Genomic DNA, 13,491 nt, shown 5'->3' on the forward strand with positions numbered 1-13,491 from the left:
ATAATCGAAGCTAATCCAATTCGACTATTTATTGTCGAATTTGGTCGAATTATTGAACTAGTACACGAAAAGGAGACGATCATGACCGTTTTCAAGGACAAGGATCGGATCCGAAAGATGTGGAACTCGTTCCAGCAATCCTTTCGGCGCGTCCGATCAAATCAGAAGCTCAGCACGACCAATATGCACGACCCGGCAGGCGGCGCAATGCAGAGAATGCTGCGCAAGAAGCCGATAACGCTGGCAGGCGGAGCCCTCGCGCTGCTCGCAATCGTCGGATTTGGCGGAACCCAGTACGTCAAGGCGCACACAGTCGATTATGTACAAGTATATATGGACGGCAAGCTTGTCGGCGCATTAAGCTCACAGGATCAGGCAGAGCAGCTGGTCAGCCGCAAACAAAAGGAAATACAGGCCGCAAATCCGAAAGTGAATATGGTTCTGGATACCGGAAGCATTACATACGAGCATAAGAACGCTTACAAGGTGGTTCCCGATAGCGAGGCCACCCTTCGAAAGCTGGAAGGCATGCTCACAGCTCATGCGACGGGAGTCGAGCTGAAGGTCAACGGCAAGGTGATCGGCGTGGTCAAGGACCAAGCGACCGCTGATTCTATACTGAAGCGGGTGCAGAACAAATACGCACCGCAGCCTGACCTCAAGAATAAAGCCACTGAAGTCACCGCGCTCGCCTTCGGTGACGACAAGGCCGCGAAGGCGGATCAGTCGACAACGGCGGTTAAATCCGTGAAATTCGTGGAGAAGGTAGCTACCACCAAAGCGGAAGTTCAGCCGGCCGACATCTCCGATCCCGACAAATTGTATCTGATGCTCGTCAAGGGCACCGTTAAGCCGACCAAATATACGGTGCAGGAAGGCGACTGCATTGGCTGCATCGCCAACAAATTCGATATCTCGCCTCAGGTCATTTATGAGCGTAATAAGTGGATCAAGGACGATATGATAAAGGTTGGCGACGTGCTCGATCTCACTGTTCTCAAACCGCAAGTTACGGTTGAGACTGTGGAGAATATAACGGAAACGTTAACGGTGGAACCGTCAACCGTCATACAGAAGAACAGCAGCATGCGGGCGGGCGAGTCCAAGGTCATCCGCCAAGGCAAAAGCGGCAAGAAGCGCATCGTCTATAAGCTTGTGAAGCAGAACGGGTACTTAATGAACGAGGAGCTCGTCAGTGAAGAAGTGCTTCTCCCCTCTATTCCCTCCATCGTTATGAAAGGGACTAAGGTTATTCTTGGCGAAGGAACCGGGCATTTCGCATGGCCTGTTGCCGGCGCCCGTGAAACCAGCGGCTTCGGTATGCGCTGGGGCCGTATGCATAAGGGCATCGACATTGTCGGGAATAAGAATATTATGGCGGCCGATAATGGCGTCGTCACTTTCGCAGGCACAAAGAACGGAATGGGTAATTGTATAATAATTAACCATAATAACGGATATGAAACCGTATATGGACACTTGAGCAAGATCAACGCCAAGAAGGGCCAGACGGTTGAGAAAGGCGATATCATTGGAATCATGGGTAATACCGGACATTCCTTCGGTACGCATCTGCACTTCGAGGTTCACAAGAACGGAGCAGTGCAGAATCCAAATAAATATTTGTAATCCGCTCTACAAGCACCGCCCGGCGAATCCTGCCGCGGCGGTGCTTTTTTTAAAAATAATCGGCTTTGGATATGAGGGAACTTTCATTGGGAACAATGGCCCTCCTATGATAGAATAGAAGGAGCTTTGACACTGTGAACATTAGGGCCGGAGGCGGTAAGCCGCCGGTTATATAAAGCAAGCACAAGCGACGGGCGGTGTGTGAATGCACGGTAAAATATTAGTCGTTGACGATGAGCAGCCAATTGCGGATATTTTAAAATTTAATTTAGAGAAGGAAGGCTATCAGGTGATTTGCGCCTTTGACGGCGGCGAAGCGGTGCGGCTCGCCTTCGAAGAGCAGCCGGATTTGATTTTACTTGATTTGATGCTGCCGGTGAAGGACGGAATGGATGTATGCCGCGAGGTGCGCACCCGCCTTCAGACGCCGATTATTATGCTGACTGCCAAAGATACGGAGCTCGACAAGGTGCTCGGCCTGGAGCTCGGCGCCGACGATTACGTAACGAAGCCGTTCAGCACGCGCGAGCTGCTTGCCCGCGTGAAAGCGCATCTGCGCCGTCAGAAGGCGGAAGCGCCGCTGCTTGCGGCAAACGGGGGCGGTACAAGTGCGGGTACGGCTGAGGAGAAGCAGGGCCTGCGCATATTCAATTTATTCATCGATACGGATATGTATGTCGTATATAAGGACAATGATCCGCTCGATCTGACTCACCGGGAGTACGAGCTGGTCTATTATCTCGCCCGCAACAGCGGGAAGGTGATGACGCGCGAGCATCTGCTTCAGGCGGTATGGGGCTTTGAATATTTCGGCGATGTGCGGACCGTGGATGTGACGATACGGAGGCTGCGGGAGAAAATCGAGGACGATCCAAGTCATCCCGAGTATATTTTGACAAGGCGCGGTCTCGGGTATCTGATGCGTAATCCGAAGTCCGGCGGATTCGGCTACGGATGAACGGCATACGGTTCTTTCGCACTATTCAAGTCAAGCTGATTATCATTTACGTCCTGTTGATTCTCATCGCCATGCAGCTGATCGGCGTTTACTTTATCAGTACGATGAAGACGTCGCTTACGAGCACGTTTACGAAAAATATGAACGAGCAGGCCAATTTGCTTTCGGAGTTTGCCTCGCAGACATTATCGGGCAAACCGGACAAGACCGGGCCGACGGGCGAGCTGACGACGGAAGAGGATTTGAATATGCTGGTGCGCAGCTTGTTCAGCATTAACGAGGCGGAAATTCAGGTGCTGGATGCGACCGGCAAGGTTCTGGCAACCTCGCTGCAGGCCCATCAGTCGTATGTCGGCAAGAAGAACACATCCCTTGCCGTCAGCAGGGCGCTGCAGGGCATTCGGGATAATGAAGATGAAGTGATCGACGAGGACCATGTACGCAAGAAGATCATTGCCAAGCCGGTCGTTTACGGCGATAAAATCGTCGGAGCGGTCTATCTCGTCGCTTCAATGAAGGACCTGTATGAGACGGTTGACCGCATTAACCGGATCTTTATGTCGGGAATGCTTATCGCCCTCGGACTGACGGGGGTGCTGGGCATCCTTCTCGCGCACACCATTACAAACCCGATCAAGGGTCTTACCCGCCAAGCGGCCGCCGTTGCGGAAGGGCGGTTCGACCGGCAGGTGCCGGTGCTCGGGGACGACGAAATCGGGCGGCTCTCGGAAGCGTTCAATGATATGACCATGCGTCTGCGCGAAGCGCTTTCCGCCAATGAAGAGGAGAAGGACAAGATCTCCTCGATACTCGCGAATATGAGCGACGGTGTCGTCGCTGCGGATGAACACGGCGTCGTCATGATCACGAACCGCCGCGCGCAGGAGATGCTGCGCGAGGATGCATGCGAAGGCTGCCGCCTCACCGATTTGTTCGGGATGGACGAGGGGCAGCTCTCGGCGCTGCTTAAAGGAAGCGAGCAGTCGGCAGTCATATATCACGTTCAGCCTGCCGGCAATGACGACGAGCTGATGCGTGTCACCTTTACGCCGATACACCGGCGGGACAAGGGGATCTCCGGAACGATCGCCGTGCTGCAGGATGTGACCGAGCAGGAACGGCTTGAACAGTCGCGCCGCGAGTTCGTGGCGAACGTATCGCACGAGCTGCGCACGCCGCTGACGACGATCAAGAGCTATGCGGAGGCCCTCGATGACGGAGCGCTGGAGGAGCGGGAGCTTGGTCAACGATTTGTGGGCGTTATCCGGAATGAGACGGAGCGAATGATCAGGCTTGTTACGGATTTACTGCATTTGTCGAGGCTCGATTCGCACCAGGCGCCGCTGCGCCGCCAGCAGACGAATGTGCCGGAGATGCTGGAGGAAGTGGCCGACCGCTTCTCCTTTCAGCTCCGCAAGAAATCCATCCGGTCTGCGGTCCGCGTCGAGCAGGGTATTATGTCTGTATGGCTTGACCGTGACCAGATCGACCAGGTGCTGGATAACCTTGTATCAAATGCGATCAAATATACGCTGGACGGCGGGCGAATCGAAATTGCGGCGTGCAAGCCGGAACCGAACCTGATCGCGATCAGCGTGAAGGATAACGGTATCGGCATACCGAAGAAGGATTTGAACCGTATATTCGACCGATTTTACCGGGTGGATAAGGCCCGTTCCCGCAATATGGGCGGCACCGGCCTCGGGCTGTCCATCGCAAGTGAAATCGTGAAGGCGCACGGAGGCTCGATTGCGCTGGAATCGGAACTGAACGAGGGGACGACGGTAACCGTCACGCTGCCTGTCGTTGTGCAGGGGGAAGGTGAACCGGCATGATGGAGAAAGCGAAAACCGCAGTGCTTGCCGCACTGGTTATTTTGAGTCTGGTGCAAAGTTACCTGCTCGCCTACAGCATGCCCGGCCTCGGCACCACGATATCGTCTGCGCAGGATTACGTGAATGCGGAGCCGATGGGGCAGGAGGAGAAAGTAGAAAATCTTATTTTTCCTGAGGATATCGTGCTCCATATGGGTAAAGGAAAGCATACGGTCTTCTATCCGGGCATGAACTTCTACAATTTGATCTACAATAAAATTCAAAGCCGCGAGTTTAAGGGCTTCCAGCAGAGTCCGCTATCCGTGCTTGATTGGAACGAGGTGCGGGACCGTGATCCGGGCGTCGAGCTGCGGTTCGGCAGCGGCGTTCCGGTCGAGCTGCTCAGCAAAGCGCTGAAGCTCGAAGGCGATATGCAGTTCAACAATGATGTCATTAACCGGATCTGGATCTTCGAAAGCAGTGGCAAGGGAGAAGTGCGCACGTACTTCTTCAGTGCGGATGGGACCAAGGTGTACGAATCGGTCAAGGCGGATCTGACCGCCCAGGATGTGCAGATGTACGTCGGATATGGGGAATATCAGACTCCGTACGAGACGGCGGGCAACGATCTGTATACGCCTGTAGGGCCGGTGGAAGCAACGGAATCGATTGTCTCCTACATGACGTATTCTCCGGAGCAAATGCAGCGCAACCTGTTTTTTGACCCCGGGGTAACGCGGACGATCAGTGACCGGAGCGGGTCTCAGATTTATACGGATGGCAAGCGGGGGCTGCAGGTGGAGCAGAACGGCAAGTGGATCAGCTACACCGATCCGGTAGCAGGCCAAGGCCAGGACGACAGCGAGAGCGACAATGTGTACGAGTCGATTAAGTTCATCAACCAGCACGGCGGCTGGGACGGGGTGCACCGGTTCCTTCATTCCGGTCCGCTGCAGGCTCAGACCGTTCGATTCCAGCAGTATTACAGCACGCAGTTCTACGGCTCATATCCGATCATTCCAAATGAGCCGTTCCAGTTCGGAGAGATCAAGCTGCGTCTGCAGCAGGGAGTCGTATCCGAATATGAGCGGTCGCTGATTACCCTGCAGAAGAAGGCGGTCTCGCAGGATGTCAGATGGCTGCCCGGGGGTGAGACGCTGAAGGACGAGCTCGCTCAGTATTCCCGCAGAGGCGAAGTAAAAGCGCTGTACCCGGCCGTGCTCGCTTCGCCGGCGGACGATAACCGGCTCAAGCTTGAGCCGGTGTGGGCGGTACGCCTGTTCGACGGTTCGCAGCAGGTGCTTCTGCCGGCGATCCCGGGCGGCTATAAGCCGAAGCCCGGCGAACGGGGCGGCGGCCCGGCTGTTCCGCTTGGAAGCGCGGCGAATGGCGCATCGGACGCGGGCGCCTCGGCGGCCGGTGCCGCTGACAAGAGCGGCAGTAACGCGAACTCGCAAAGGAGATGAACGGATGGACTGGGGCAGGGCGAAGAGCGTGCTGATTTTTGCGTTTCTACTGCTGAATGTTGTGCTCGGATACCAGCTTTGGTCGAACATCCGGGAGGGGCTCAGCACGAACGCGGATGCAAACGACCTGCCGGCCGATACGCTGGCGCTTATGCAGGAGAAAGACATCACATTCGCATCGGATATGCGAATACCTTCGGAAACCCCGGAGCTGCGGGATTTGACGTTCCGCGTAACGACCAAGCTGGGGAAAGGCGTGCGTCATGAGCTGAAGAATCCGGTGGAGAGCAAGGTCGTCTTTAACGAGAACGAGCTGGTAGCGGCTCTTGGCTCAGTCATCCCCGATTTGGACCAGTACACATTCGATTTCAACCGCGAGAATGTATTTGTCTTTAACCGGATGGCGCAGGGCCGTCCGATGTTCGATGTGAAGCTGGAGCTCTATTACAGCAATCAGAAGATCACCGCGTACAGGCAGGATGTCATCCAGCTTGTTCCAAGCGAGGATTCGCCGCTGCAAACAGTGCTGCCTGCGAAGACGGCGCTGGCCAGTCTGATTGAGAACCATCTGCACAACGGCGCGGTAATCAGGGAGATCAAGCTGGGATATCACGGACAGGATTTCGACTCGGAGACACAGTTTACGGCGCCGACCTGGAGGGTCCTTCTCGATGATGGCAGCGGCTACTATTTCGATGCGGTCAGTGCAGAGGTCGAGACGTTCACTGAGGAATGACAGTTTAAGCGAGGAAGGCTTCCACTATCGGCGGAGGCATGCGGGAGCAGGGAAAGGACAGGTTTGAGGGGATATGGGATTACGGTTTACGGTGCTGGCCAGCGGTTCGACCGGCAATGCCACGATCGTGCAGTGCGACAGCGCGACAGTGCTTGTCGATGCGGGTTTAAGCGCGAAGAAGCTGGAGGAGCTCATGCGCGAGCGGGGGGTTGCAGGGCATCATGTCGATGCTATTCTCATCACGCATGAGCACTCCGATCATGTTAAGGGACTGGGCGCATTTGCGCGGAAATACGATCTGCCGATCTACGCTAATGTAGCGACATGGGAAGCGCTTGAGCGTCATGTCGGCCAGATCGACGACGGGAAGCGGGTAGTAATCGAGACCGGCGAAACCGTGACTTTCGGTTCGATGCGGACGACGTCTTATGCTATCTCGCACGATGCGGCCGAGCCTGTTGGGTACGTTTTTGACGATGAAGGCGTTAAGCTCAGTCTGGCTACGGATCTTGGTTATGTAAGCGATAAGGTCCGGCGGATGATTGAGGATTCGGATGTGCTGGTGCTCGAATCCAATCATGATGTGGACATGCTGCGCATGGGGCGCTACCCGTGGAATATTAAGAGACGGATATTAAGCGATATCGGCCATTTATCCAATGAGGCCGCAGGCGAAGCGCTCTGCCAGCTGCTGACGGACAGGACCAAGCGGGTATACCTGGCGCATCTGAGCCTTGACCACAATTTGATGGATTTGGCCAAGCTTACGGTGAATAGCATATTAGAGAGCAACGGAATCTTCTTCAAGAAGGATGAGTTTCCTCTAAGAGAAACGCATCATAATCGGCCTACGCCATGGGATGAAGTGAACCGACGATAAGCTCTTCAAGCTCGTTATCGAGCGAAGCGGCTTTAAGCTCAAGCTCCTCCCGGGTAATGATGCCCTTGTCGATAAGCAGCTCGGTAACGGCGCTGACGGTTAGCAGGGTGCGATAATGATCTTCCTTGAGGTCTGCGATTTTGGCTGCTAGATTCAGATGCTCCAGTGCGGTAATGGCAGTATGCTTGCGCGGCATATGTATTCGCTCCTTTGATAGGTTTTGTGGTGTTCGTTGAACAGAACCGAGCGTGAATTTCACACGCTAACGGTTCGTTCTTGAACAAACCGAGCACGAAAGACCCGCCGTGCTAACGGTTCGTTCTTGAACAAACCGAGCACGGAAGACCCGCCGTGCTAACGGTTCGTTCTTGAACAAACCGAGCACGAAAGACCTGCCGTGCTAACGGTTCGTTCTTGAACAAACCGAGCACGGAAGACCCGCCGTGCTAACGGTTCGTTCTTGAACAAACCGAGCACGGAAGACCCGCCGTGCTAACGGTTCGTTCTATTAACTAGTGTAGTCTATTCTTCCGATATCATTCCTAGATTCGTAAAAAAATGGTCTTGATGCCACAAGGCATCGAGAGGAGCGATTATATATGAGCTTGTTCGACGACGAATTTTATTCGACACGCGTCTCCCGCCGTACCCGCTGGGCTAACCGGGACAAGAAATCCCTTTCTTCCAGCAGCTGGCGCGGGAGGAAATGGTCAAATACAAGTATTGCACTGACGTCGTCGCTTGCGAGCGCGCTTGTGGCAGTACTGCTGTTCGGCCTGTTTACCGGATTTGACCGGGGAGGCAGCGCAGCGGCCGGGTTAAGCACCCCCGTGACTGCCGTGAAGGCGGCCGACCCGCTGGAGAAAACCATTCAAGCGGCAGCCAAAGTGAGGCCGGCCGTTGTGAGCATTATTAATGAACAGTCGCTCCCTTCTTCCGCAGACGGCAGCGACCCGGGAACATCCCCGGACTCGGGCTCAGCTGACAAGGGCAGTGACGGTTTGGCGCAGGCGGCGCTTGGTTCGGGTTTTATTTTCGAGAAAGTGAAAGGCAAGGCGCTCATCATTACGAATTATCACGTCATAGCGGATGCCGAAGCGGTGAAAGCGGTGCTGAGCGACGGCGAGACGCGTGATGCGAAAATCATCGGCAAGGATCAGATTACGGACCTTGCAGTACTCGAAATCGATGGAAAAGGAATCAGTACCGTTGCTGAATTTGGCGACTCCGACAGACTCCAGGCTGGGCAGTGGGTCATGGCGATCGGCAATCCGCTCGGCCTGAGCGATTCTCTGTCGATGGGCATTGTCAGCAAGACGAAACGGGTTATTCCGGTCTCTCTCAGCCAAGACGGCGTCTATGATTGGGAGCAGGAGGTAATCCAGATCGACGCGTCGATTAATCAAGGCAACAGCGGCGGTCCCTTGATCGACCTGGACGGCAAAGTGGTGGGTATCAACAGTATGAAGGTCGCCGATTTCGGCGTTGAGGGCGTCGGCTTTGCGATTCCATCGGATGCCGCGATGCCCATTGTGCAGGACTTGCTTAAATATGGAAAAGTAAATCGGCCTTATCTCGGTGTGTATACAATGGATTTGCAGCAGTATTTTGCGCAGCAGGCGGCAGGGAGTGCGGGTGGCAGCAATGGTTCCGGGGATTCGGGAAATGGCGCTAGCCCAGACGCTGGCGGGAACGATCCGTCCGATTCCGGTGACGACGTGCAGATGCCTCCGCCTCCGGATTTGAAGCTGCCGAAAGACGTGAAGAGCGGTGTGATTGTGCTTCAGGCGGTCGGCCCGGCGGAGAAGGCAGGGCTCAAGTTAAACGACGTGATCGTGAAGCTGGATAAACAGCCGATCGGGAGCACGCTTGATTTGCGCAAATATTTGTATGATAACAAGTCGATCGGCGACGAGATTGAAGTGACCTTTTACCGGGATGGGAAGAAGGAAACGACGACGTTTAAGCTGGGCGAGAAGGCGGAAGACTAGAGTTAAGAGGCGCGGAGCGGATCAGTTCGATGATAGGCGGCCTGGACTTACGTCAGGTGCGCTTGCGGGGAGCTGATCCTTTCGCATGTAAAGTGCGGAAGCGGGATTAAGGAGCTTCTTCCGTGGTTCGGGAAGATCACAGATTTGGGGGACAAGCAGCAAATGTATTGTGTATGTAAAGACCATGTAGAGCTGGCGATTGATAAGTTTGTGGACGAGTATGAGGATGCGCCGGATATTGTCGATTTGGCTACAACGGCGTTCTCGGATTGGGAGCCGCCCGCAACGTGCGATCTGTGCACGAAAATCCCCGGGTATTTGGTGGTGTAGCGGATGCTGATTCAGATTGCGGCGGTCGGAAAGCTGAAGGAGAAGTACCTGGTGCTCGGCATTGCCGAGTACGCGAAGCGTCTTGCGCCTTACGTGAAGCTGCTGCTCACGGAAGTGCCGGACGAGCGCGCGCCGGAGACGATGAGCGCGGCGGAGGAAGCGTCTGTACGCGAGCGCGAGGGTGAGCGGCTGCTCGCGCAGATCAAGCCGGAAGCGCATGTTATTGCGCTTGCGCTTGACGGGGAGCTCTGGTCCAGCGAGGATCTCGCGGGCCAGCTCGATAAGTTAGCCACGTATGGGCGGAGCCACGTGGCTTTTGTTATTGGCGGGAGCACGGGCCTTGCTCCCGCTGTTTTGCGCCGCGCCCAGCAGAAGCTCAGCTTCGGGCGCATGACCCTGCCGCACCAGCTGATGCGGCTGGTGCTGGTGGAGCAGGTGTACCGGGCGGTGAAGATTAATCGGGGGGAACCGTATCACAAGTGAGGCGAAATTTTTGGCATTAACTGCTTGATGGGTGCGGAAAGTCGCCCCCGAGGGGGAGGGTGGGGGTGAGGCTACCTACGGGCAAGAACGCTTGGCAGGTGGCCTCATGCTGGCTGTTTCGACCCTCCAAGCATGATCGGGAGTCAAGTTGTGTTGAAAAAGAAAAATATTCAATTGCTGCTAAAGATTTTGGTCTTTAAATCGTATATTATAAAAAACTCCGACGGATGAATCATTGCTGAAAATGCTTTATCTCGCCACAATGGATGTCACACGCAAATGGACAGGCCGTGTTCAAAACTGGGGTCAAATGCTGCTGCAGCTCTCCCGTTTTCTATCCGGATCGCATCGGTCAGGGAAGAAATCAGGTTCGAGGCGGACCGGAAAACCGTGCCGACGTACCACACCCCGACGATATAAACCGCGATCTCTCGGCGTTCGGTAAGACGTTCGCTTTCGTGCTGCCGATGCTCGAAAGGGCAGATTCAAAGTAAAGGAGTTCCATAGGGCCCGGCGTCTCCAGGAGACGGCCGGGTTTTTCTCTGCTCATTCAGAGTCGATAAATTTCAGCCATGTCATGAACCGCGAAGGGCTCCGAACAGGCCGATCGGGCCTTGGGCGACCAGACGGGTAATCATGGCCGCAATTTCCCTCGGCGATTTCGTCTTCCCGGATTCGAACCAGTGCTGGATAATGCCGATGTCTTGCTCTTCTGAGCAAAAGACGCGACACCAGCGAATAAGGTGCATGCGCCGAAAGGTGTGTATTGACGGTGAGGAGAGGCACTGCTATACTGACGGCACCAAAATGGGGCGTTACTCAGCGAAAGCGGTTGCCGGACGGAGGGGTCGATTTGAACAAGCACTGGTTTAAGCGCCTGCTGCTGTCGTATTTGCCGATATTTTTAGTGATTACGTCGCTGCTGCTTCTGATTGCGATTCTGACGATCAGTGAGCTCTCGCAGAAGGCGACGGAGGAAGCCAATACGGCCTCGGCCCGACATGCGATGTCCCTGTTGGACAACTCGCTTAAGGCGGTCGACGACGCAATTCTCAAGGAGATCCAGACGAATTCGGTGCTCGGGCAGTTCTTCTACCCACCGGCGGGAAGCAATCCTTTCTATACCACATACGAGCCCTCTTCCTTGCTTCGCAGCTTGATTACCGGGGTGCAGAGCATGCGGATCGACTCTATCTATCTGTATCGCCTTGCGGATGGAGTGGTGCTGACCTCGAATACGATTTTGCCGCTGGATCAGTTCGGGGATCAAGCGTTCCTCGACAAATTAACGGCGGAGAATCCGACCGATATCTGGTCGAACGAACGCAGCTATAAGGAATTCATCGATCAAGAGGCGAGCGCCTCGGTCGTATCGCTCGTTCGCAAGATTCCGCCGATTGCGGGAGGACAGGGCTTTGTCATAGTCAATATAAGGACCAGGGATATCTCGCATATGGTCGAAGCGATCATGAATTCCAGCTACAGCTATGCCGTCTTGCACGACCGTAAGGGAACCTCGCTAATGGGTGCGCAAATGCAAGGGGCGAGGGACGATTCCGTAAATCGGAAGGCCGACAACGCCCACACCGTCGTCATCCGCTCGGATTATACCGGCTGGGAAATCCAGAGGGGGCTTACCGACGTCAGGCTGTTCAACTTCATCACTGGCTTCTCGAAGCTGCTGTTGGCAGTAGGCGCGCTTGCTATCTTACTCGGAATCGTAGCGATTATCGCCGTCACGCGGCGCAACTACCGGCCGATCGAATCGGTGTTGTCCAGGCTGAGGAACATTTCGTTAGAGAAGACTCATGAACTGATGCCGACGACCGGCCGGGACGAGTTCAAATTCATCGAAGCGGCACTCGACGATATTATGGAGCAATCCCATCAATTCCGCGAACGGCAGAAGGAAGATCTGATCTTCCGGAGGCAGTACTTTTTGGAAGAGTGGATAGAGGGGAACCGAACGATCTCCGAGAGCGAGTGGCGTGCCGAGCTGCGGTGTCTCGGCCTGAAGGATTCGTTCGAACGGCTTCAGGTGGCGGTCATCGAGCTGGATAAATACGGACAGTTTTGCCGCGAATACTCTCACCGGGACCAATATTTATTAAAATTCGTGCTCCGCAGCGTCGTCCGCGAGATTGTGCCGCAGGAGCAGGCGCATATATGGACCGAGTGGCTGGACACCCATCGACTGACCGTCTTGTACCAATGGCTGGAGCCGAGTGTAACGGACAATCCGAAAGAACTTGATAAATCATATCGTTATAGCGAGAATCTTCTGGAATGGATTATTGACAACCTGAAATTCACGGTGACAATCGGGATCGGCCCTCAGGTAAGGCAAGTCGAGGGAGTGCCCGATTCCTATGAGGGGGCGCTTGAAGCCATTAAATATAAGTCGGTGCTCGGCACAAGCCGTGTCATTGCCCATGACGAAATCGAGGGAACTCCGCTCGGGGAAACCTACTCCCACCTGCAGCTGATTCGATTGCTAGCGCAGACCTATCGGCTTGGTGACGGGCAATGGCTGAACCAATATGAGGCGTTGTTCCGCAATATCCGGGAGATGCTGTTTTCACGTGAAGATCTGCTGAGTCTGGTAAACTACCTATTGTACCATCTACAGCGTGAAATGATGGGAATGCCTCCGGAATACCAGGACGCTTGGAAAAGCGGCGCTGTCGATTCGCTGCAGGCTGCGCTGGAGCAGTTCGATACGCTCGAGGAGCTCGACCGGGAATTCCGCAGGGTTCTCTTACAGGCGGCCGAGACGATGAAACAGCTGCGCGAGAGCCGGACGTACCATTTGATCATTCGCGAAGTTCGCGCTTACATCGAGCGCCATTTTGCGAATCCGGATTTGTCCCTCAACCACTTGAGCGACGAATTCAAGATGAATCCGAAATATGTCAGCCAATTGTTCAAAAATGAGTTCGGCGTCAAATTCGTCGATTATCTCGCGCAGGTGCGGATCGAGCACGCCAAGCGGCGGCTGCTTGAATCCGAGGATCCGGTTCAGGACGTTGCGCTCAGCGTCGGGTATACGCGCTCGTTCTCGTTCATCCGCGTGTTCAAGAAGGTCGTCGGCATGACGCCCGGCGATTATCGCAAGGAATATGGATGATCCGCCGAAAATGGTGGATCAATCGTCAACCAGGTCGAGAGAGCCGCAGCGATGCGGCTCTTTCGTCTGTCTGCATC

Annotated in this window: 12 protein-coding genes and 1 pseudogene; 11 read left to right on the forward strand and 2 right to left on the reverse strand. The window is 54.8% G+C overall.

Annotated elements, in window-relative coordinates; genetic code table 11:
- Positions 1 to 81 precede the first annotated feature (81 nt).
- The 6 genes from KZ483_RS01420 to KZ483_RS01445 all read left to right on the forward strand — a co-directional run bounded on the left by KZ483_RS01420 (position 82) and on the right by KZ483_RS01445 (position 7,483).
- Positions 82 to 1,629, forward strand: coding sequence for a M23 family metallopeptidase (locus KZ483_RS01420; protein ID WP_220351020.1), 1,548 nt, complete (start codon positions 82 to 84; stop codon positions 1,627 to 1,629).
- A gap of 205 nt (positions 1,630 to 1,834) precedes the next feature.
- Positions 1,835 to 2,587, forward strand: coding sequence for a response regulator YycF (gene yycF / locus KZ483_RS01425; RefSeq protein ID WP_220351021.1), 753 nt, complete (start codon positions 1,835 to 1,837; stop codon positions 2,585 to 2,587).
- Positions 2,584 to 4,422 carry a cell wall metabolism sensor histidine kinase WalK gene (gene walK / locus KZ483_RS01430; protein WP_220351022.1) on the forward strand — a complete coding sequence of 613 codons (1,839 nt, stop codon included), beginning with the start codon at positions 2,584 to 2,586 and terminating at the stop codon, positions 4,420 to 4,422. Before yycF ends, walK begins: the two co-directional genes overlap by 4 nt.
- A complete protein-coding gene (locus KZ483_RS01435; protein WP_220351023.1) occupies positions 4,419 to 5,867 on the forward strand; it encodes a YycH family regulatory protein in 1,449 nt (482 codons plus the stop codon). The genes walK and KZ483_RS01435 overlap by 4 nt, the downstream gene beginning before the upstream one ends.
- A 4-nt stretch (positions 5,868 to 5,871) precedes the next feature.
- Entirely contained in the window at positions 5,872 to 6,603 is a 732-nt protein-coding gene (gene yycI, locus KZ483_RS01440) for a two-component system regulatory protein YycI (protein ID WP_220351024.1), read from the forward strand.
- Between the two features lie 73 nt (positions 6,604 to 6,676).
- A complete protein-coding gene (locus KZ483_RS01445; RefSeq protein WP_220351025.1) occupies positions 6,677 to 7,483 on the forward strand; it encodes an MBL fold metallo-hydrolase in 807 nt (268 codons plus the stop codon).
- On the opposite strand, the gene KZ483_RS01450 is transcribed toward KZ483_RS01445, so the two are convergent.
- The gene (locus KZ483_RS01450; protein WP_220351026.1) at positions 7,452 to 7,679 is read right to left on the reverse strand and encodes a hypothetical protein; all 228 of its coding nucleotides are present in this window, start codon (positions 7,677 to 7,679) and stop codon (positions 7,452 to 7,454) included. The genes KZ483_RS01445 and KZ483_RS01450 overlap by 32 nt on opposite strands.
- Before the next feature lie 403 nt (positions 7,680 to 8,082).
- Between KZ483_RS01450 and KZ483_RS01455 the strand changes: the two genes are divergently transcribed.
- The 4 genes and pseudogenes from KZ483_RS01455 to KZ483_RS28985 form a co-directional block, all read left to right on the forward strand.
- Positions 8,083 to 9,474: a S1C family serine protease gene (locus tag KZ483_RS01455; protein WP_220351027.1), complete on the forward strand. Its 1,392-nt coding sequence runs from the start codon at positions 8,083 to 8,085 to the stop codon at positions 9,472 to 9,474.
- A gap of 162 nt (positions 9,475 to 9,636) precedes the next feature.
- A complete protein-coding gene (locus tag KZ483_RS01460; RefSeq protein WP_220351028.1) occupies positions 9,637 to 9,804 on the forward strand; it encodes a CxxH/CxxC protein in 168 nt (55 codons plus the stop codon).
- A gap of 3 nt (positions 9,805 to 9,807) precedes the next feature.
- Positions 9,808 to 10,287 (forward strand): 23S rRNA (pseudouridine(1915)-N(3))-methyltransferase RlmH, encoded by a 480-nt coding sequence (gene rlmH, locus KZ483_RS01465; protein ID WP_220351029.1) that lies wholly within the window; start codon positions 9,808 to 9,810, stop codon positions 10,285 to 10,287.
- 220 nt (positions 10,288 to 10,507) lie between these two features.
- A pseudogene (locus tag KZ483_RS28985) lies at positions 10,508 to 10,643 on the forward strand (IS256 family transposase); the annotation flags it as partial.
- 219 nt (positions 10,644 to 10,862) lie between these two features.
- Here KZ483_RS28985 and KZ483_RS01475 read toward each other — a convergent pair.
- A complete protein-coding gene (locus tag KZ483_RS01475) occupies positions 10,863 to 11,036 on the reverse strand; it encodes a TetR-like C-terminal domain-containing protein (RefSeq protein WP_220351031.1) in 174 nt (57 codons plus the stop codon).
- A 23-nt stretch (positions 11,037 to 11,059) separates the two neighbouring features.
- Here KZ483_RS01475 and KZ483_RS01480 point away from each other — a divergent pair, with 23 nt between their 5' ends.
- On the forward strand, positions 11,060 to 13,414 hold the full coding sequence (locus tag KZ483_RS01480) for a helix-turn-helix domain-containing protein (protein WP_220351032.1): 2,355 nt from the start codon (positions 11,060 to 11,062) through the stop codon (positions 13,412 to 13,414).
- Positions 13,415 to 13,491: the final 77 nt, after the last annotated feature.

It is taken from the genome of Paenibacillus sp. sptzw28, assembly GCF_019550795.1.
Taxonomy (GTDB): domain Bacteria; phylum Bacillota; class Bacilli; order Paenibacillales; family Paenibacillaceae; genus Paenibacillus_Z.

Coding starts and splice junctions, on each gene's coding strand:
- walK (WP_220351022.1), top strand. CDS start 2,584: ATGAACGGCATACGGTTCTTTCGCACTATTCAAGTCAAGCTGATTATC.
- KZ483_RS01435 (WP_220351023.1), top strand. CDS start 4,419: ATGATGGAGAAAGCGAAAACCGCAGTGCTTGCCGCACTGGTTATTTTG.
- yycF (WP_220351021.1), top strand. CDS start 1,835: ATGCACGGTAAAATATTAGTCGTTGACGATGAGCAGCCAATTGCGGAT.
- KZ483_RS01475 (WP_220351031.1), bottom strand. CDS start 11,036: ATGCACCTTATTCGCTGGTGTCGCGTCTTTTGCTCAGAAGAGCAAGAC.
- KZ483_RS01460 (WP_220351028.1), top strand. CDS start 9,637: ATGTATTGTGTATGTAAAGACCATGTAGAGCTGGCGATTGATAAGTTT.
- yycI (WP_220351024.1), top strand. CDS start 5,872: ATGGACTGGGGCAGGGCGAAGAGCGTGCTGATTTTTGCGTTTCTACTG.
- KZ483_RS01450 (WP_220351026.1), bottom strand. CDS start 7,679: ATGCCGCGCAAGCATACTGCCATTACCGCACTGGAGCATCTGAATCTA.
- rlmH (WP_220351029.1), top strand. CDS start 9,808: ATGCTGATTCAGATTGCGGCGGTCGGAAAGCTGAAGGAGAAGTACCTG.
- KZ483_RS01420 (WP_220351020.1), top strand. CDS start 82: ATGACCGTTTTCAAGGACAAGGATCGGATCCGAAAGATGTGGAACTCG.
- KZ483_RS01445 (WP_220351025.1), top strand. CDS start 6,677: ATGGGATTACGGTTTACGGTGCTGGCCAGCGGTTCGACCGGCAATGCC.
- KZ483_RS01455 (WP_220351027.1), top strand. CDS start 8,083: ATGAGCTTGTTCGACGACGAATTTTATTCGACACGCGTCTCCCGCCGT.